This is a genomic window from Enterococcus sp. AZ062, from assembly GCF_051715065.1.
GTDB classification, from domain to species: Bacteria; Bacillota; Bacilli; order Lactobacillales; family Enterococcaceae; genus Enterococcus_B; species Enterococcus_B mundtii.
In genome coordinates this window covers 1,141,839-1,160,542 of record NZ_JBIOTB010000001.1, presented here as the reverse complement: position 1 = coordinate 1,160,542, position 18,704 = coordinate 1,141,839, and the positions used below count along the sequence as shown (strand labels likewise).

The 18,704-nt window shown below is 38.6% G+C and carries 13 protein-coding genes and 2 pseudogenes; 4 read left to right on the top strand and 11 right to left on the bottom strand.

From position 1 onward, the window contains the following. Positions 1–5: 5 nt before the first annotated feature. From xerD to IGJ00_RS05430, 9 genes are all read right to left on the bottom strand, one after another. Positions 6–893 carry a site-specific tyrosine recombinase XerD gene (gene xerD, locus IGJ00_RS05470; RefSeq protein ID WP_071866352.1) on the bottom strand — a complete coding sequence of 296 codons (888 nt, stop codon included), beginning with the start codon at positions 891–893 and terminating at the stop codon, positions 6–8. Positions 894–989: 96 nt separating this feature from the next. After that, positions 990–1,463, bottom strand: coding sequence for a ferric iron uptake transcriptional regulator (gene fur / locus IGJ00_RS05465; protein WP_023519469.1), 474 nt, complete (start codon positions 1,461–1,463; stop codon positions 990–992). Positions 1,464–1,568: 105 nt separating this feature from the next. Continuing rightward, positions 1,569–2,432, bottom strand: a complete 864-nt coding sequence (locus IGJ00_RS05460) for a CvfB family protein (protein ID WP_071866351.1) — start codon at positions 2,430–2,432, stop codon at positions 1,569–1,571. Between the two features lie 287 nt (positions 2,433–2,719). Next, on the bottom strand, positions 2,720–4,774 hold the full coding sequence (locus IGJ00_RS05455) for a cell division site-positioning protein MapZ family protein (protein WP_438844166.1): 2,055 nt from the start codon (positions 4,772–4,774) through the stop codon (positions 2,720–2,722). Positions 4,775–5,065: 291 nt separating this feature from the next. Next, positions 5,066–6,175 (bottom strand): RNA polymerase sigma factor RpoD, encoded by a 1,110-nt coding sequence (gene rpoD, locus IGJ00_RS05450; protein ID WP_010735787.1) that lies wholly within the window; start codon positions 6,173–6,175, stop codon positions 5,066–5,068. Between the two features lie 23 nt (positions 6,176–6,198). Then, entirely contained in the window at positions 6,199–8,040 is a 1,842-nt protein-coding gene (gene dnaG, locus IGJ00_RS05445; RefSeq protein ID WP_071866349.1) for a DNA primase, read from the bottom strand. 168 nt (positions 8,041–8,208) lie between these two features. Then, the gene (locus IGJ00_RS05440; protein ID WP_430608470.1) at positions 8,209–10,578 is read right to left on the bottom strand and encodes a cation-translocating P-type ATPase; all 2,370 of its coding nucleotides are present in this window, start codon (positions 10,576–10,578) and stop codon (positions 8,209–8,211) included. Positions 10,579–10,826: 248 nt separating this feature from the next. Then, positions 10,827–11,663: a DUF368 domain-containing protein gene (locus IGJ00_RS05435; RefSeq protein WP_074801234.1), complete on the bottom strand. Its 837-nt coding sequence runs from the start codon at positions 11,661–11,663 to the stop codon at positions 10,827–10,829. 102 nt (positions 11,664–11,765) lie between these two features. Beyond that, positions 11,766–12,395, bottom strand: coding sequence for a lysozyme family protein (locus tag IGJ00_RS05430; RefSeq protein WP_104775671.1), 630 nt, complete (start codon positions 12,393–12,395; stop codon positions 11,766–11,768). Between the two features lie 210 nt (positions 12,396–12,605). On the opposite strand from IGJ00_RS05430, the gene IGJ00_RS05425 reads away from it, so the two are divergent. Together IGJ00_RS05425 and mprF are read left to right on the top strand one after the other, a co-directional pair. After that, positions 12,606–13,322 (top strand): alpha/beta fold hydrolase, encoded by a 717-nt coding sequence (locus IGJ00_RS05425; protein ID WP_430608359.1) that lies wholly within the window; start codon positions 12,606–12,608, stop codon positions 13,320–13,322. A 23-nt stretch (positions 13,323–13,345) separates the two neighbouring features. Next, positions 13,346–15,931 carry a bifunctional lysylphosphatidylglycerol flippase/synthetase MprF gene (mprF, locus tag IGJ00_RS05420; protein WP_195513875.1) on the top strand — a complete coding sequence of 862 codons (2,586 nt, stop codon included), beginning with the start codon at positions 13,346–13,348 and terminating at the stop codon, positions 15,929–15,931. Positions 15,932–16,005: 74 nt separating this feature from the next. Here the strand turns inward: mprF and IGJ00_RS05415 are convergent. Then, positions 16,006–16,224: pseudogene (locus IGJ00_RS05415) on the bottom strand (protein adenylyltransferase Fic); the annotation flags it as partial. Between the two features lie 163 nt (positions 16,225–16,387). Here IGJ00_RS05415 and tnpA point away from each other — a divergent pair. Together tnpA and tnpB are read left to right on the top strand one after the other, a co-directional pair. Next, complete coding sequence (tnpA, locus tag IGJ00_RS05410) at positions 16,388–16,792, top strand: IS200/IS605 family transposase (RefSeq protein ID WP_071866345.1); 405 nt, start codon at positions 16,388–16,390, stop codon at positions 16,790–16,792. Between the two features lie 16 nt (positions 16,793–16,808). Then, on the top strand, positions 16,809–17,951 hold the full coding sequence (tnpB, locus tag IGJ00_RS05405) for an IS200/IS605 family element RNA-guided endonuclease TnpB (RefSeq protein ID WP_071866344.1): 1,143 nt from the start codon (positions 16,809–16,811) through the stop codon (positions 17,949–17,951). A 154-nt stretch (positions 17,952–18,105) separates the two neighbouring features. Here the strand turns inward: tnpB and IGJ00_RS05400 are convergent. Beyond that, positions 18,106–18,495: pseudogene (locus tag IGJ00_RS05400) on the bottom strand (Fic/DOC family protein); the annotation flags it as partial. Between the last annotated feature and the right edge of the window lie 209 nt (positions 18,496–18,704).

Sequence of the window (18,704 nt, the reverse complement as noted above, 5' to 3'; positions counted from 1 at the left end):
ATAAACTAAGCCCTTGGGAAATGCTGCTTGTAGACATCTGTCATTCTTTTTTTCGTGATATGTGTATAGATCTGTGTCGTTGAAATATCTGCATGACCTAATAGTTCTTGAACGGTACGTAAATCCGCCCCATTCTCTAGTAAATGTGTCGCAAAACTATGCCTCAATGTATGAGGGGTCACGTCTTTGTAGATCCCTGCTTCTCGAACAAGTTGTTTTAAATTTTTCCATATTCCTTGTCGAGAGAGACCTGAACCATGATGATTCAAAAAAACGTGGGTTTCAGATGGATTTTTGACTAGTAAAGGACGAACCTCATCCAAATAGCGTTCTAACCATTGAATCGCATAATCGCCTAAAGGAATGATTCGTTCTTTATCTCCTTTACCTAAGGTTTGGACCAGCCCTAAAGACAAGTGCAAATCGCCTAACTTCAGTCCGACTAACTCACTCACACGCATCCCTGTTGCATACATGACTTCTAAAATAGCGCGATCTCTGATCCCTAAATTTTTCGATGTATCAGGTGTTTCGATCAGTCGTTCTACTTCCTTTAAAGACAACGTACTTGGCAACTTTTGGGCTTTCTTCGGTGTCTCGATATGTTGCATTGGATCTTGTTCTGTATACCGTTCTTGTCGCAAAAATTGATGGAATTTTCTTAAACTTGTGATCATACGTGTAATCGTTGCAGAAGCCTTATTTTCCGCATGCAACGTTTCTAAGTATTGGATGACGACAAATCGATCAATTGTTTGCCAAGAGGTTATCTCGTGTTCTTTCAGATAGTGCAAGTATTGATTCAAGTCTCGTTCATAACTTTTTCGAGTATTGAACGATAATCCACGCTCGATACTTAAATAGCGAAGATATTCATTGATTTCTTCTTCCATCATTCTCACCTCATGCTTCTTTATCATATCAGATAGCCTTTGGTTTCGGTAGTCTATTTTTTCGTAGACACTTCAAAGAAAAAGCCGTCTATCAATTCAGACGGTCTTTCTTTCTTTTTTCTTATTATAGCATTCTTGGCAGATACCATGAAAGGTCAAACGATGATCTTTGACAAAAAAGTGGTAACGCTGTTCGATCACTTGTTCAACTTCACTTAGCAGATCTTCTTCGACTTCCTCGATCGTTCCACAATCTAAGCACAGGAGATGATGATGAAAATGTTTGGCTCCTTCTTTTCGCAGATCATACCGAGCCACACCATCATTGAAGCTGACTTTGTCGATGACTTTTAGATCCGTTAGAATCTCCAACGTCCGATAAACGGTGGCCAAACCAATCTCAGAGTTTTTCTTTTTGACTAGAAAGAAAACTTCTTCTGCTGACAAGTGTTCTTTTTCGTTCTCTAAGAGGACGAGCAAGGTTGCTTCGCGTTGTGGGGTCAGTTTAAACCCAGATTCATGTAGCTGCTGTTTTGTTTTTTTCATTACTGACATTGTATTCATGCCCATTTTTCTCAACCCCAACAATTTATAATGATTATAATTAAGATATCTAATCAACCGTTCTAGATTAAAATTATTATAAGCTAGACGAGAAAAACATGCAAGTCATTCTCAATTAGATTTTTTTGCTAATTTCGTCACGCCATCCTCTTGTTTGATCAATCCTTGTTTCAATAAATTACCAATCGCACGCTTAAATGCTCCTTTACTGATTCCAAACGCACGCATGATCTCATCTGGATCTGATTTGTCAGTGAATGCGATTTGTTGATCTGCCGAACGTTCTAAAATCGTTAAGATCATTTGTGCATCATCAGAAATCGTTTCATGTGCACGTGGTTTCAAAGAGATATTCAACACACCATCAGGTCTAGCCCCAACTACGCGTCCTTCTACTTTTTCACCTAAACGTGGTTCGCGGTAACGTTCTGAAGGATGGATGAACCCAATATAAAAATCATCCGTCAGCAAATACGTTCCCGTCAGCTTCAAACGATAAGCGATTCCTGAGATGTTTTTATTTTTCAATTCTTCTGAACCTTGCTTACTTAGTGATTTGAAGATTCTTTCTTCTGCTAAACTTCCCCAAATGCGATCTTTCGCGTCGACACGTAAAGCGATCATCAACTGATCACCTTTTTTAGGCCACAACTCAGTCATTGTAGGTAGCTCATCCAGTGAAACAACAAAATCTTTATCCGGTAAACCAATATCAACAAAGACACCTAGATCTTTTCTTGAAGAAGTGACTGTTCCAAAGGCATAATGTCCGATGCGACTCTTCGGGATCACCGTTGTAAAACGATTTTCTTGTTTTTGATTCTGGTAACCAAACCCTTCGACTGCTTCGCCGATCGTATGCTCCCCTTCCTCTTTACTTAAACGGAAAGTTTGTCCATTTTTCTGGACAAAATAATTTTTTTCATTTTCGTCAATCACCATTGCGGTAAAGACATTTGCTAATAATTCGTTCATCTTTTTCTCCTTTTCTAAAAGGCCTTTGTATTCCAACATTTCTTTGCTATCATAACATAACGACATGTTTATGGATAGAGATTCTCTATAAAAGGTTGAGACGCAAGCGTTCAACTGAAATAGGCCATAAAACCCGAAAATATCCTCATATTTTTGGATTCTAAGGCCTATTCTTGACGTTATGATAGAAAGAAAAATTGTTTGTGGACCATTGTTGTTTCGCTTTGAGGGAATAGTAAATTAGGTTGATAGAACTCTATGTCATACTAAAGCAAACTAACAATCATCTAGTTGCTACCGTTCCCACCAAACCAACCAGTTTTACAATTGATCGTGACGATATAAAATGGTAGTGCACTTTCGCCGATGCCACTCATCAATGACGATTTAGTTGAAGTCGCATAAAGGTTGTAGTAACCTTCACCGTTTTCGATGCGAGCTTTCTCTAATCGATAACCACCTTCAACGATATATCCTCGTGCAATACTTGTTGCGATCACACTTTCTTTGACTCCTGGCGCCCAATCCCAAGCAGGATTAGATGCATCTGCGACATCACTGGCTCTTGTTTCCATGATTGGACGGTTTGCGGAATTTGTCGCTGGCGTTGTCTGTGTCGACTCAGTTTGTTGAGCAGCTGCCTCTGCTTGTGCTTGTGCTTCAGCCTGTGCCTGCGCTTGTTTCGCTTCTTCGGCTTTCTTCGCTTCTTCGGCTTTCTTCGCCTCTTCTGCTTTCTTCGCTTCTTCTTTTTTCGTCAAAGCTTCATCGACTTTATCCAATTCAGTCGCAAGTGCTTTGACTAATTCTGCATTTTTTACTTTCGCCACTTCTACTTTTGCTGTCTCGTACTGCTCTTTCGTTGCTGAATCTTTTACTTGACCATCTGCATAGACCACAGCAGTTTTTTCTTTTGCTGTTTGAAGTTGTTGATACTGTTTGGTTGCTTCATTTGTCGCTTTGTCGATCAATTGACCAAATGCTGTATCTTCTGTTTCAAAACTTTGGATTGCTTGGTCAGCTTTCAATTTGGGTTCTGCGATCAGTTGATCATCTGCGATAACTGGTGTAACAAACCATTCATTGACCGTTTGGATCTGTTTGATCTTTGATTGGATATCTTCAAAGGTTTTTTCCAGATCTGCATAACCTTTTTCATCTTTGACCTCATTCAATGATGCCCTTAATTTTGACAAGTCTTGATTGATCATACTTGTACGAATGAACTGTTCATCATCATCTAAATAAAACGCAGCTAAATCTGATTGTAAATCAGCCATTTTATCTTGTTTACGTTGGGTTTCAGCTGCGATTTCTGCTTGGACTTTTTGCTGATGATCATAATACATCCAACCACCTGCACCAAGTAAAAGCACTGCCGCACTCGTCAGGTATAATCTTTTTTTGGATTTCTTTGATCCTCGATCATTTGGCAATTCTTCTTTTTTGATGGACGCATTGCTTGTTTCTTGTTCCTCAACCTTTGTCTGTTCCGGCTGTGTTTCCACCAGTTCAGTTGTTTCAGGAGCTTCTTTTGGTTGCGGTGCATCTGTTGAAGCAGCTTTCGTACCCTCAACCTTAGAACTTTCCTCTTCGATCGGTTCAGTCGGCTCTACAGGTTCTTCCGTAGAAACTGGGGCAGTTTCTTCTATATTTGTAATTACGTCTACTTGTTCTTCTGTACTTGTTGAAGAATCTTCGACCACAGTATCTTCAATGATCGTTTCTTCTGTTGGTTTTTCCACTGGTGACTCTTTTATTGCATCCTCTTGAGATTTTTCAGGAGAAACTTGCTCCGTTGTATTTTCCGACAAACGAATGTCGACTGAATCCTCACCCGTTGCTGCCGCCGTTTCGATCATTCGAAGCAGCTCTTTTGCGTGTTCTTCAGTCGTATCTTCACGATGCGCCTTGATGTAAGCAGCTAGAATGGAATTTTCTTCTTCATTGTTTACTGCTTCTTTTAATTCAGCTACTCGTTTTTTCTGCTGCGCTTTTTCTCTTTGCTCAGAGGTAGCAGCGTGATCTGTCTCTGTTTTTTCTTTGTCAAGATTGGTATTTTCTTTTTTATCTACTTGATCATCCTTTGACTCAGTGCTCGTGTCACTTGAGTCAAACAACTCCATGACAGATTCCAACGGTAGATCTTTTAGTTCTGACCATTCGATTGGATCATTCACGATACTGTCTGGATAAACTTCCTCAGCTGTTTCGTCTAACGATTGATTGTCATCTGTTTGCGGTAATTGTGTTAGTTCATCTTGTTGTGGTTCAAAGTCACATTCTGGACATTTTGATTGATCTTTGATTTTTTCTGATCCACATTTTGGACATTTTTTTATCACTTAGCGATCGGCTCCTTTACTAGGTTTTCGCTACCATTAAATCTACCATAATCTAATCCACACGCCAATAGGATATCCTAAGGATTTTATAAAAAAACAAATAAGTCCTTCAGTAAAAAATAAATAACGACCGTAATGAACTACTCTGTTTAAACGATCCTTTGTTGAAAACCAGTTGAATCATTTGATAAAAAACAAACCCTCAATAGCTGGAGAGATCTCCTACTTTGAGGGTTTTCTATCATTCAAGAAAAATGATCTGTTTTTTTCGTTTAAAAAATTATTTCTTGATTATTCCAAGAAATCTTTCAATTGTTTTGAGCGTGATGGGTGGCGAAGTTTTCTTAATGCTTTTGCTTCGATTTGTCGAATACGTTCACGAGTCACGCCGAAGACTTTACCTACTTCTTCCAACGTACGTGTACGGCCATCATCTAAGCCAAAACGTAAACGTAAGACATTTTCTTCACGATCTGTCAAAGTATCTAAGACATCTTCTAATTGCTCTTTCAGTAATTCATACGCTGCATGTTCCGCAGGACTAGTTGCTTCTTGGTCCTCGATAAAATCACCTAAATGCGAATCATCTTCTTCACCGATCGGTGTTTCTAATGAGACAGGTTCTTGAGCGATTTTTAAGATTTCGCGTACTTTTTCTGTAGGAAGATCCATTTCAGCACCGATTTCTTCAGGCGTTGGTTCTCTTCCTAAGTCTTGTAGTAATTGACGTTGGATACGGATCAATTTATTGATGGTTTCTACCATATGCACTGGAATACGAATCGTGCGGGCTTGGTCAGCAATCGCACGTGTGATCGCTTGACGGATCCACCAAGTTGCGTAGGTAGAAAATTTGAACCCTTTACGGTAGTCAAATTTTTCAACAGCTTTCATCAATCCCATATTTCCTTCTTGGATCAAATCTAAAAATTGCATTCCACGACCCACATATCTTTTGGCAATACTTACAACTAAACGAAGGTTAGCTTCAGCTAAGCGTTGTTTCGCTTCCTGGTCACCTTCTTCGATCTTCAATGCTAATGCTACTTCTTCTTCTGCAGTTAAAAGGGAGACGCGGCCAATTTCTTTGAGGTACATCCGAACAGGATCATTGATTTTGACGCCTGTTGGTGCAGAAAGATCTTCTGTTTTAGCTTGTTCTGCTTTTTTCTCAGCACTTTTCAGACTGTGGATCGATGGTTCACCATTTTCGTCAACGACGCTGATACCTGCATCCTCTACTTTTTGGATCAACTTATCCATCTCATCTGCATTTAAAGTGAATGGTGTCGCAAGTTTATTTGATAGATCATCATAAATCACTTGCCCTTTTGGTTTATTTTCTTTAATGAACGCTGCCACTGCTGCTTCATATTTTTTAACATCTGTTCCATTTGCCATAAAAGAAGGCCCCCTTTAAGTAGCTATTCGGCTTGTTTTAACTGTTTCGTTAAATTAATGATCTCAATCGTCAATTCCAATTCTAACTGTTTGTTCCCGGTACGTCGTGCTTCTTGCTGCATCTGTTTTTTTGTTATGATTTCTTCAGCTAAGCCCGATTTACTGATCACTCTCAGTAAGTCTTGGATCTCACGCGGCGTACTTTCTTCCGCCATTCGCATGTATTCGATCTCGACCACTATCCGCCTTAAATTTTCATCTTGCAAGAAGTCTAAAAACTCCGCAAGTTTGAATTCTCCATTTTGAGATACAAACGCATCAAATAAAAAATAGATTTCTGCATAAGTATCATGAATAAATTGAACCCCTTGTTCCTTGAGTAGATTACGCACAGCAAGTTCTTTGAACGCGCGATACAATAGCATTTGTTCTGCTTTTTCAACCTGAGATAGTGGACGTTTTTGTCTGATCGTTCCAGATTTTACGGACACCTGCTCTGTCGTTGGTTGAGCTTGTTCTTGCTTGGTTGGTTGATTCTTTCGGCGCAGATCACGTATTTGTTTTTGCATCGTTTCTCGACTCAGCTGAAATTCTGCTGATAACTGCGTTAAATACATGTCTTGTTCGATTGGCGAAACAACTTTACTCAATTCACTTAGTACCGCTTCAAGATATTCAATTTTATCTTTTTCATTTTCCAGATTTTTTTCTTGCTTCAAATAACGCGATTTAAAAGCAAAAATGGTTTCTCGTCCGTGTAAAACTAATTCTTGAAAAGCATCTTCCCCATACTTTCTCAAGTACTCATCTGGATCGAGTTTTTCTGGGATCGCTACGACAGATAATTGCATTCGACTATTTTGACGCAATAGCTCGATGCCTCGGTTCGTAGCTTCTACTCCCGCACGGTCACCATCATAACAAAACACTAATTCTTTTGTCAGTTTTTCCATCTGCTGGATCTGTTGAGTCGTGAGACTTGTTCCCATGGAGGCTAAACCAGTCTTGACACCCGCTTGCCATGCAGCGATAACATCCATAAACCCTTCGAATAGTAAGATTTCACCCGACTTGCGGATCTCACTACGTGCTTTGTCTAAGTTGAATAAGACTTGTCTTTTGTTGAACAGATCCGTTTCAGGACTGTTCAAATATTTTGGTTGATCTTTTGTATCGTGTTCACCAGCCAAGTAACGACCAGAAAACCCGATCGTCCGACCTTGACCATTACGAAGAGGAAACATGATCCGTTGATAAAAACGATCCGACATCCGTCCATCATCATGGGTCACAAACAAGCCGGACTGCTGGAATACTTCCTCAGAATAGTCTTCATTTTGGAATACTTGTTGTAAAAATGAGCGTTCATTTGGCGAAAAACCGATCTTGAATTCTTCGATCAACTCGGTGGTCAGACCGCGTTCGAGTAAATAATTTAACGCTGGCTCACCTACTTTTGTGTGCAACAACATGTGATGATAAACTTCTACTGCTTTTTCATGAGCCGCAATCAATTTACCAGTAGCTGAATCTCCGGTTTGAGCAGTTGACGTTTGTTGTCGCCACTGATCTTCGAGTTGGATCTGTTCTAAATCAGCGACCTTGACTACTGCTTCTGGAAAAGACAGACCTTCCAATTCTTGAAGAAACGTAAAGACATTCCCACCTTTTCCACAACCAAAACAATGGAAAATCTGCTTATCTTCCGCAACCGAAAAAGAAGGCGTACGTTCTTCATGGAAAGGGCAGAGACCTAAATAATTCTTCCCAGATTTTTTCAACTGGACGTATTGCCCAATCACCTCAACGATATTCGTTTGATTACGAATCGTCTCAATAGTCTCTTGAGGGATCCTTTGAGCCATATTCTCACCCCCTGCATTAGTTGATATCTCATACTCATCGACAAGACATTTCAGGAGAATAACCGGTAAAAAATCGCACTAACGAAAATCAGTGCGATTTTAAAGGACACAATTATACATGTTTCATTGTACCATATTCCTATACTTTTTCAAGTGATAGATACTAGATTATATGACATTTTCTTCCACATGAGTATGAGGAGTTTTATTTGCATTTACTTTATCCAATAATTTGTTTTGTATGCCTAATTTCCAATACGCTAAACGTAATAGCACATTCAAACCCATAAAGCCAACAAAATATGGCCAAGTATTTCCTAACCCAAGATTGACTTCTAATATATGATGGAAAAGCATCGCAGCGACATAAATACCGACCACTGTGGTGACTGCTAAGAAAATCCGCAATGGATTGAATGGCAAGCAGGCTTTGATCACTGCCAGACAGCTGATCCCGATCAATAAATAATACATCAATGTCGTTGTTTCACCAGATGTCCAACCTTGGTTGTGACCGATCAGGTAGATCGCCACAGTATTGAAAGCAACAAGCAATGCATTAGGTAATGCATTGACTAGCGCAGTAGGCAGATAGCGATAATCGACTTTTCGTTTATCATTCTCAAATGATAAGAAGAAAGATGGATACCCTTCAATAGCAAGATCGATCAACGTGATCTGGATCGGGATAAATGGGAATCCGATAGCCGTCACTGCACATAAAATCGATAAGATAAATGAATAGATTGTTTTAATAAAGAAAATACCTGAAACTTTCGTTACGTTATTCACGACTCGGCGTCCCTCAAACAATACCTCGGGCAATGTCGTAAAATCAGAATCTAACAAGACAAGATTAGCAATTTGTCGTGTTGCTCCGTCTCCTTCTGCCATCGCAATACTACAATCAGCTTCACGCAAAGCCAATACATCGTTTACGCCATCTCCAGTCATTGCAACTGTTCGTCCACTTGCTTTTAGTTCGTTGACTAAGAGTTTCTTTTGTTGCGGACTCACTCGCCCAAAAACTGTATATTGATGCGCCGCTTTTCTGACTTCTGCTTCTTCTGTCAAATCAGATAGATCAACATACGATTGATAGTTGGGCAAACCAGCACGTCGCGCAATATTTGACACCGTAAAAGGATTGTCTCCAGAAATCACTTTCAAGTCTACCCCTTCTTCGTGCAAATAAGCTAAGGTTTCTTGCGCGTTCTTACGGATAGGATCATCGATTTCAAACAAAGCAATCGGTTCAACCCCTTGAGGATCGCCTGAAGACAACGTTTGATTGGGAGCAAGACCTAACATCAATACACGAAACCCGTTGGCCTGGGCTTCCACTAAACTTTCCGGCAACTGATCGTCTGCCACTAACCGTTCCGGAGCCCCGACATAGACGACACCTAGTTCAGGAAATTCCATTGCGCCCCATTTGCGGTCAGATGAAAAGGCTAATTTTTCTCCGACATCGTAACGATTAGAAATCTCGAAATACTCTCTCAACGCACGCATCGTGACATTGTTATCGCTACTTTCAGCTAAATATGTTCCCATAATGGTTGGAATCATTTTTTCATAGGTTTTATTTAAGGGTTCGACTCGTTGGATGCTCATTTTTCCTTCGGTGATCGTCCCTGTTTTATCAAGACATAATGTATCTACATGTGCCAGTGTTTCGATAGAATACATATCTTGGACTAAGATTCGTTTCTTCGCTAGTTTCGTTACACCAGTCGTCAATGCGATACTGATCAATAACACTAATCCTTTTGGTAACATTCCCAGTAAGGCTGCCGCAGAAGCAACGACTGATAGTTGGATCGACGCATTTCGAATGAACAAAGCTTCCAAGAATAAGATGATCCCTAAAGGAATGATCACAAAACTTGTAAACTTAGATACTTTGCGGATCGATTCCACAAGTTCCGAATGAATTTCCTTGTGTGTTTTTGCTTCGTTGGTCAAGCGGACAGCATAATTATCTGCCCCAACACGAATAACTGTAGCAAAGACAGAGCCACTAGTCAGGTAACTACCTGACAGTAATTCTGCTCCTGACTCTTTGATGATCAAATCAGATTCACCGGTCAGTAAAGCTTCATTTGCCTCTGCCCGACCACTGATCACTTGCAAGTCTGAGGGAATCTGTTCACCCGCACCGATTTTGACAAGATCGCCTAAAACTAGTTCTTTCGTTGCGATCATCTGTTCTTTTCCATCACGAATGACGGTTACTTCCGCCTGTGAAACGATTGATAACCGGCGCACAAGATTACGCGCATGGATTTCCTGATAGATCCCCATGGTGATATTTACAAAAATAATTGCTAAGTAAGCCATGTTTGAATAAGCACCAACTAGTAATAAGCAGAGTCCTATTCCTAAGTTCAAAAAATTGAATAATGTTAAAATATTATCGCTGAAAATTTGTTTCGTACTTTTTGTAGCATCCTCTTGGTAATCATTCTGTTGACCAGAGGCACGTCTTTGACTCACTTCATTTTCTGTAAGTCCCTTTAATTCTTTCATTTCCATATCACGCCAACTTTCAAAAATAATCACTTCAATTAGTCTAGCTGTTTCTACGATTAAAAACAACTCGTTTTTTTTATTTTAAAAAAAGATAGAAAAATCAAAAAACAGCGGATCTGTTTTCTATTTTTCTATCTCACCATATACTTCACCTAGAAAAATCACAGAAGAGAATCGTTTCTTCGAACCATCTATCAAGAACTTGGATAATTGAATACAACGATCACGTGACTTTTCTTCTTGTGCTTCTTCTACTTATACTGCTCTTCTAAACGGCTCATCCACCAGCCTAGTGCAGCACCAGCAACGAATAACACTGGACATGCCAAGATACCTAAAATGCCAAGTCCACTATAATTTGTAGGAATGATCATGATCGTGGATGCAAAAACAATGCCTAGAATAAAATGGAATAATTTGCTATAAGCTTTTGAGAAAATAAAGTCCATTACTTTGGAAAGACCTAGCACACACACGATTCCACCGATTGCAATAGGAATGATCACTTCTAAACGCACTTCTTTAAAGCCATCAGCCATCGCTTTATACAGTCCCATGTAAACTAAAAAATTCGACGGACTTAATCCAGGAACGATCATTCCGAGACCAATCAAACCGCCTGCCATCATCCAGGTATAGACATTTTGTTCTACTTGCCCATCAAATAAACGGGCACCATATAACAAGAAAAGATAACCTAAAATAAATGTCACAACCATAATAATGAGATCTGTATTGTTTCGGCCTTTTTTTCCTGACTCTTTCCATAAAGCGGGCACCGTTCCAGCAATACATCCCACAAAGAACCATAAAATCGTTGTTTCATAGGCCCCTAGTAAAAAACTGACTAAAAAAGACAGCAAGAATACGCCAGTGACACCGCCTAGGCCGACTGGTAAAAAGAATAAGACGTTTTCTTTAAAGTTTCTAGTGATATGTGCTAAGAAAGAAATCAGCCGCTCATACATTCCAAATACTGCTGCTAAAGCCCCTCCGCTCACTCCCGGCAAGATAAAGCCTGAGCCGATAAACATTCCTTTGAAAAATCTTAATCCCCAATCTTTCGTTGTATTCTCTCTTTTCTCCATTACTTTTTGATTTTCTTCCACTCGTCCAAGCACTCCTTCTTTCCATTCATTGTATTCATTATTCGTCTTGCTTTGATTTGCAGTTGGTTCGATCCAACAGGCTTAAAAAATATTTTCATACCATTCAAGAAACTGTTGGTTCATCTTCACCACATCAGCATAAAACATATTACCACCATTATGGTATAAATACCCACCATTATACAATAATGACTGGATTCGCCAATAGCGATAGGTTTTTTTGTTGTCATTGCCTAAAAGCGGACTCAACACATCCCTAGAATACTCTTCGGCTAAACGGACCGTGTTCTTCCCGCCTCTTTCGTTGACGTAAGCAATATAGTCTTTGCCAAAATTGTACGCTTGGATCGCTGTCGCCAGATCGCAACCTAATGCTTTCGCCTCAGCTATCATCTCTGAGAGGTATTTGACTCCTTGGTCAATACTTCCTTCTTGTGTCGTGATCGCCCCCATCTGTCCATAGGCACTTTCCGAACTTTGCATCAAATCGACACCATTTCCTCTTGATTCAGTAAGTATGATTGCCTTCACTAGATTCTCATGTTCTTGCATTTGATACTTTTCTAATGCTGACGAAATCTGTGGCTGATAATTTTCTACACGCTTGATCGATTGATATGTTCTACCGAATAGAAAAAGAATCGTTGCCAGAATCGTGAAGACAAATAGACCTACGATCATACGGAAGATTGATTTTCTTTTTTTCTTCATCCAAACCCACCTAGCTATTTGACATCTTTTTTTATCTTACTATTTCTTTTCATTCTTGGCTATTTTTTCTCTGTTTTTTCTTATTTAATTTAATAAAAAATGAATGTTTCATTTTCGCTTTCACCTTACGAAAATGATCGTTCGTTTTATAGAGTTTCGATTTATAAAATAGATAAAGAGCGTTATAATTCAAAATAGTAGGTGATAAATGTGAAAAGAGAAAAGAAATTTGCAAAAATGGCAGATGGTACTGACATCTATTATGAAAAAAGTGGACATGGATTTCCCCTCTTGCTACTACATGGAAATGACGGGAGCGGTGATTTCTTTTCAGAACAAGTACCCGTTTTAGAACAATACTTTACGATTTATCTCATCGATAGTCGTGGGCATGGACAATCGACAAATCAAGCGGGAACATTGAATTTTCGTTTGATGGCAGATGATTTATTGACAGTCATGCTGCTGGAACAAATCCCACAAGCGAATATCTTGGGATTTAGTGATGGAGCCAATCTTGCCTTAGTTTTTTCAAGCAATTATCCAGATAGGGTCAATCGCTTGATTTTAAATTCGGGTAATACACGGTTGAATGGGGTTCTCTGGTCCTCACGACTACTCAGTGCTTTTCACTATTTCTTTGTTTGGTTGCGCGCACTGTTCCAGCCACATTTACGTCAGCATTTATTGGTCATCGATTTATTGCTTCATGATATTGGCCTCACGACAGAACATTTAGAAAAAATCAATTGTCCAACACTGATCATCGTCGGTAAAAAAGATGTCATCAAACTGAAACATTCGCTTTATTTAGCGAAAACGATCCCTAATGCTTCATTTGTTCTCGTCACAGGACAAGGACACCAATTAGCTCGCCAAAACCCAGAACGCTTCAATCAAGAAGTTTTAGACTTCTTGACAAAATAAATTTGAAAATAGTAGGTGATTTTTTGTTCAAGCCAATCATTCAGTGGTTCAAAAGCCACTTGAGACTTATCAAAACGATTTTTTTGATTTCCGTATTAGTAATTATTATTCGTGAATTGATGACAATCAGTACTTTGTTATCTGCGGACCAACTAGCTCAAACATTTTCCACGATCCCACTCTGGAAAATTGGTGTCATGTTTTTGATTGGGTTGATTTCTATTCTACCCATGATTGGATATGATTTGATTTTCAACAAGTTACTAAATCAAAAGCAAAAGCCATTATATTTATTTGAAACAAGTTGGATGATCAATACTATTAATAACATTGCTGGATTTGGTGGCTTTGTCAGTATCGGTTTACGATCCGAACTCTACGGTCAAAGAAAAGATAGCAAACAAGTCATGCAAGCTTTATCTAAAGTATTTTTATTTTTGATGGCGGGTTTATCTCTGTATAGTTTAGTCTCGTTTTTTATGGTCTTCTTTACTCCTGTCGCTCCGTTTCTTAAACAGTATTGGATTTGGTTGATTGCCGGTGGTTTGTATTTCCCCATCGTTTTTATTTTTACCACGATCAAAAAAGAAGGCTATGTTGGTGGTCTTTCAATTAAATCCCAAGGGCAATTGTTACTCGTTTCCTTATTGGAATGGACGGGTGTCTTAGGAACCTTTCTTGCAGTCGGCTATTTGATGGAGATCCCCATCGATCTATGGCAAACAATCCCTCTATTTATCGCTGCTTCAGTTATCGGGATCATCTCAATGATCCCAGGAGAAATCGGTAGTTTTGATGTGATGATGATCTTTGGTTTATCAGCTCTAGGTATCCCTAAAGAAACCGTTGTGATCTGGATCTTGCTTTATCGGATCTTCTATTACTTTATTCCATTTTTCATTGGATTAGTTTTCTTCTTTAAAAATGTCGGTGTATCGATCGACCAACGATACTCTGGTATTCCAAAGCAATTAGCGACCCAGATTGCTCGGAAGATCCTGGTGATCTTAATGTATTTTTCTGGCATCATGTTGGTTCTTTCAGCAACGATCCCGCAAGCATTTACTGAGTTTCGTTGGTTGCATCATATCAATCCTATAAAGATGCATTTTATTATGCAATTTCCAAGCATATTGCTAGGCTTCTTGTTTGTTATTATGGGACGAGGCATCGCAGCCAGAGTCAAGCGTGTGTACTGGCCAACCATTTTTTTGATCCTTGTTTCATTAATTTATGTTGGGCTGAATGATCTAAGCACTACTGGCATTATTTTCTTACTATTGCTATTAGGTATCGTGATCGCTTCACGTAATGAATTGTTCAGAGATCAATTGATCTACTCGTGGGAATGGTTGACGATCGATGGGTTGATCATAGGTGCATTGACCGTTTTATATATCGTGATCGGTGTTTATAATATGCCCACTTTCCCACATCGTAATCATCGGTTTATTTCATTTTTTCTATTTCCTTCAGAAAAAATCTGGTTGTCTGGTTTTCTAGCAATTTTAGCAGTAGCCTTTATCATGATTTTATTTGTCCACTATCTCCAAGGTAAAAAAGCACAAGTTGGACAAGAGTTAGATGAAGCGGTCGCCACTACGATTTTAGAAACTTACGGCGGTAATTCAGATAGTCAACTGATATTTTTGAAAGATAAACGGATGTTTACCTATGAAAAAGACGGGGAAGCAACCGTCTTGTTACAATTTGCTAGTTATAACAATAAGTGTGTGGTGATGGGCGATCCCTCAGGCAAAAAAGAAGATTTTCCAGAAGCGATCGAAGCGTTTATCGCAGAAACAGATCGCTTATGCTACTTGCCAGTCTTTTATGAAACGAGCGAAGAACTGGTTATGATTCTTCATGAATTTGGCTATGATTTTATCAAAATGGGCGAAGAAGGCCATGTTTCGTTAGCCGACTTCACGACTTCTGGGAAAAAAATGAAAGGCACACGTGCGATACTGAATCGCATCGAACGAGAAGGATTCATGTTTGAGGTACTTCAACCACCATTTTCTTCCCAACAAATGGCTGAGCTTAAAACCATTTCTGATCGTTGGCTAGGCAGTCGCAAAGAAAAAGGCTTCTCATTAGGTTTCTTCTCAGAAGACTATTTACAGCGAGCACCGATTGCAGTCGTCAAAAACGATCAAGATGAGTTGGTCGCTTTCACTTCGATCATGCCGACTTATACGAATGATAAGATCGGAACGATTGATTTGATGCGCTATGATCCAGAGACTGCCCCTTCTGGCAGCATGGACTATTTATTCATCCATCTTTTTGAATATATGAAGGAGGAAAATATCCAATGGTTCAATTTGGGTATGGCTCCTTTGTCTAATGTTGGGACTTCAAGAAAAAGTTTCATCCAAGAACGGATTGCTTATCTAGTCTATGAATTTGGCTCACATTTCTATTCTTTTCAAGGGTTGAGAGAATACAAAGATAAATATGCCACCAATTGGAGATCTCGCTATACACTTTATTCAAGAGATAGTTGGATCGCTTATGTGATGATCACGTTATTGATCATTGACAATGCGCCCGTTGATCAAAAAACAAAGCCTTTGAATGGCTTAAAAAAATGGTTTCGTAAATAAAAAAAACGCCTGATTTTGCTGTTTTAGTCAAAATCAGGCGTTTTTTGTTTATTCACAAACCTTTTTTCCTTCTGTTAGAGATCATCAATGGTATATTCAGAATAACCTTCATAAAAATAACTCACATCGATTCCTTTCATATAAAGTTCACGATCGGAAATTTTATCCGTCAACGCGTTAGAAATCAAATAGCTGATTTCTAAGTCATTGATCGGACTACGTTCCATTGCAGATAAATAATCAGACTTATCAATTAGATTCCAGTCAACCACTTTCTGTAGCTCCGATTTTAACTTAATTCAGGCAGAAGTCGCCCAACCTCTATAGGTGGGTGATGAATGCCGTTCGGTATGAGGGTTACCGTTGGTAACTCGAAAACCGACATGTAATGCATATTGCCTTTTTATTTTGTACTATGTTATAATCAGTCTATATAAGAAATGAGCTGATATAACAATGGAACTAGATACTAATAATCATTCAGTGTTTCTTCTCTATTATCATCTTGTACTGGTAACTAAATACCGTAGACAAGTGATTGATGATGAAATATCTGAATTTGCTAAAATAACTTTTGTACGAATTGCAGAGTCATATCACATCACTCTCGTTGAGTGGAATCATGATAAAGATCATGTTCATATTATGTTCAAAGCACAGCCAAAAACAGAGCTGACGAAGTTCATCAACGCTTATAAAAGCGCGAGTTCACGCTTGATAAAGCGTGACTATCCTAGAGTAAAACAATATCTTTGGAAAGAAATGTTTTGGTCTAAAAGTTTCTGCCTGTTGACAACTGGTGGCGCACCAATTGATGTCATCAAAAAGTATATTCAGAATCAAGGTAATAACCACAAATAGAGAGTAGGTGAGTCTTATGGAGCGACTAAAAGCATATAAATTCAGAATTTATCCAACAGAAGAGCAGGAAATGTTCTTTGCTAAGTCTTTTGGTTGTGTCCGTAAGGTCTACAATCTAATGCTTGATGACCGAATGAAAAATTATGAAGAAACTAAAAATGATTCTTCTATAAAAATGAATTTTCCAACACCAGCTCAATATAAGGAAGAATTTCCGTTTTTGAAGGAAGTAGATAGCCTGGCTCTAGCGAATGCACAACTTAATTTAGATAAGGCATATAAGAATTTTTTTAGAGATAAATCCGTTGGGTTTCCTCGATTCAAAAGTAAGAAGAATCCTGTACAAAGCTATACTACTAACAACCAAAAAGGAACAGTAGCTTTGATTGATAATAAATTCATCAAAGTTCCTAAGTTGAAGTCTTTAGTCAAGATTAAACTCCATAGACAACCTAAAGGAATTATCAAATCTGCCACAATCTCACGTCATCCAAGTGGTAATTACCATATTTCTTTGTTGTGTAAAGAAGAAATAGTTGAACTTCCTAAAAACGATTCTTCTATTGGAATTGATCTTGGTATAACTGATTTTGCCATTCTTTCTGACGGTCAAAAGATTGATAATAATAAGTTCACGTCAAAAATGGAAAAGAAACTAAAACGTGAACAACGTAAGTTGTCAAGACGTGCATTATTAGCTAAAAAGAAAGGTGTCAATCTCTTTGAAGCCAAAAACTATCAAAAACAAAAACGAAAAGTAGCGCGGCTACATGAAAAAGTAATGAATCAGCGCAACGACTTTCTAAACAAGTTAAGTACAGAGATTATCAAAAATCACGATACTATCTGTATTGAAGACTTAAATGCAAAAGGTATGTTACGCAATCATAAATTAGCTAAAAGTATTTCTGATGTATCGTGGTCTAGTTTTGTAACTAAACTACAATACAAAGCTGACTGGTATGGATGTGAAATCATCAAAGTAGATAAATGGTTCCCATCTAGTCAACTCTGTTCGGATTGTGGTCATCAAGATGGCAAGAAAACGCTCGAAATACGAGAATGGACTTGTCCGGTTTGTCATGCTCATCATGACCGTGATATAAACGCAAGCATCAATATTCTGATCGAAGGTCTCCGAATAAAACAATTAGCTTAGATAAAATCAAGAACCGTAGGAACTACGGGGATAGCTTGGCAAATAAGAGACACCGCTGTTAGTAAAGAAATACACTATCAAGTATGCTCTATTCCCAAGAAGCTCCCACTTCAAGCGTTAAAAACCGGTAGGTTTAGCTAAGTGGTGAGTAGTTCACAATGAGATCTAACCAAATTCTAGTACTCCTACCGGTTCCTTCACGAAAAGGATGAGCGATGTTCATCTCTACGTATTTTTTGATGATTTCTTCAAAAGTAGACTGTGGCATTTGGTCAATATTTTTTAGAGAATACTCCAAATACATGACCGGCGCAAACCGAAAATTCCCCTTTGCACTATTTACTGAGCGAATTTCCCCAGCAAAATCATAGATTTCAGAAAACAAATAGTCATGGATTTCGCTTAACCCTTTGAACGTTCCAATTTCTAATTCATCTATTCTTCCAGAATCATATAATTTTTTTGCTTTTTGCTTACTGATTTTTTCTTCCGCTTTTGCCAACTCAACTTGACTGGTCAAGCCTAACTTATTTTCTAAAATCATTGAATCCCCTCTTAACTTTTTGTCATAGTTTTTAGAAACACAGATAAATTTATTATAACTAATTTATAGACATGGTAAAACAAGAAAAATCGATGGAAACAAGCAGCAAGGATACTAGTCGTATTGCACCTACTAAATTCTCATAAAATGTTGTTCGAAGATTCCCCCACAAAAAAAAAGCGAGAAACCCAAAAATATAAAAAAATTTT

Excerpts from the sequence above, each read along its gene's own strand:
- xerD (WP_071866352.1), bottom strand. The coding sequence starts at position 893 with ATGGAAGAAGAAATCAATGAATATCTTCGCTATTTAAGTATCGAGCGT.
- fur (WP_023519469.1), bottom strand. The coding sequence starts at position 1,463 with ATGGGCATGAATACAATGTCAGTAATGAAAAAAACAAAACAGCAGCTA.
- IGJ00_RS05460 (WP_071866351.1), bottom strand. The coding sequence starts at position 2,432 with ATGAACGAATTATTAGCAAATGTCTTTACCGCAATGGTGATTGACGAA.
- rpoD (WP_010735787.1), bottom strand. The coding sequence starts at position 6,175 with ATGGCAAATGGAACAGATGTTAAAAAATATGAAGCAGCAGTGGCAGCG.
- dnaG (WP_071866349.1), bottom strand. The coding sequence starts at position 8,040 with ATGGCTCAAAGGATCCCTCAAGAGACTATTGAGACGATTCGTAATCAA.
- IGJ00_RS05440 (WP_430608470.1), bottom strand. The coding sequence starts at position 10,578 with ATGGAAATGAAAGAATTAAAGGGACTTACAGAAAATGAAGTGAGTCAA.
- IGJ00_RS05435 (WP_074801234.1), bottom strand. The coding sequence starts at position 11,663 with ATGGAGAAAAGAGAGAATACAACGAAAGATTGGGGATTAAGATTTTTC.
- IGJ00_RS05430 (WP_104775671.1), bottom strand. The coding sequence starts at position 12,395 with ATGAAGAAAAAAAGAAAATCAATCTTCCGTATGATCGTAGGTCTATTT.
- tnpA (WP_071866345.1), top strand. The coding sequence starts at position 16,388 with ATGGAACTAGATACTAATAATCATTCAGTGTTTCTTCTCTATTATCAT.
- tnpB (WP_071866344.1), top strand. The coding sequence starts at position 16,809 with ATGGAGCGACTAAAAGCATATAAATTCAGAATTTATCCAACAGAAGAG.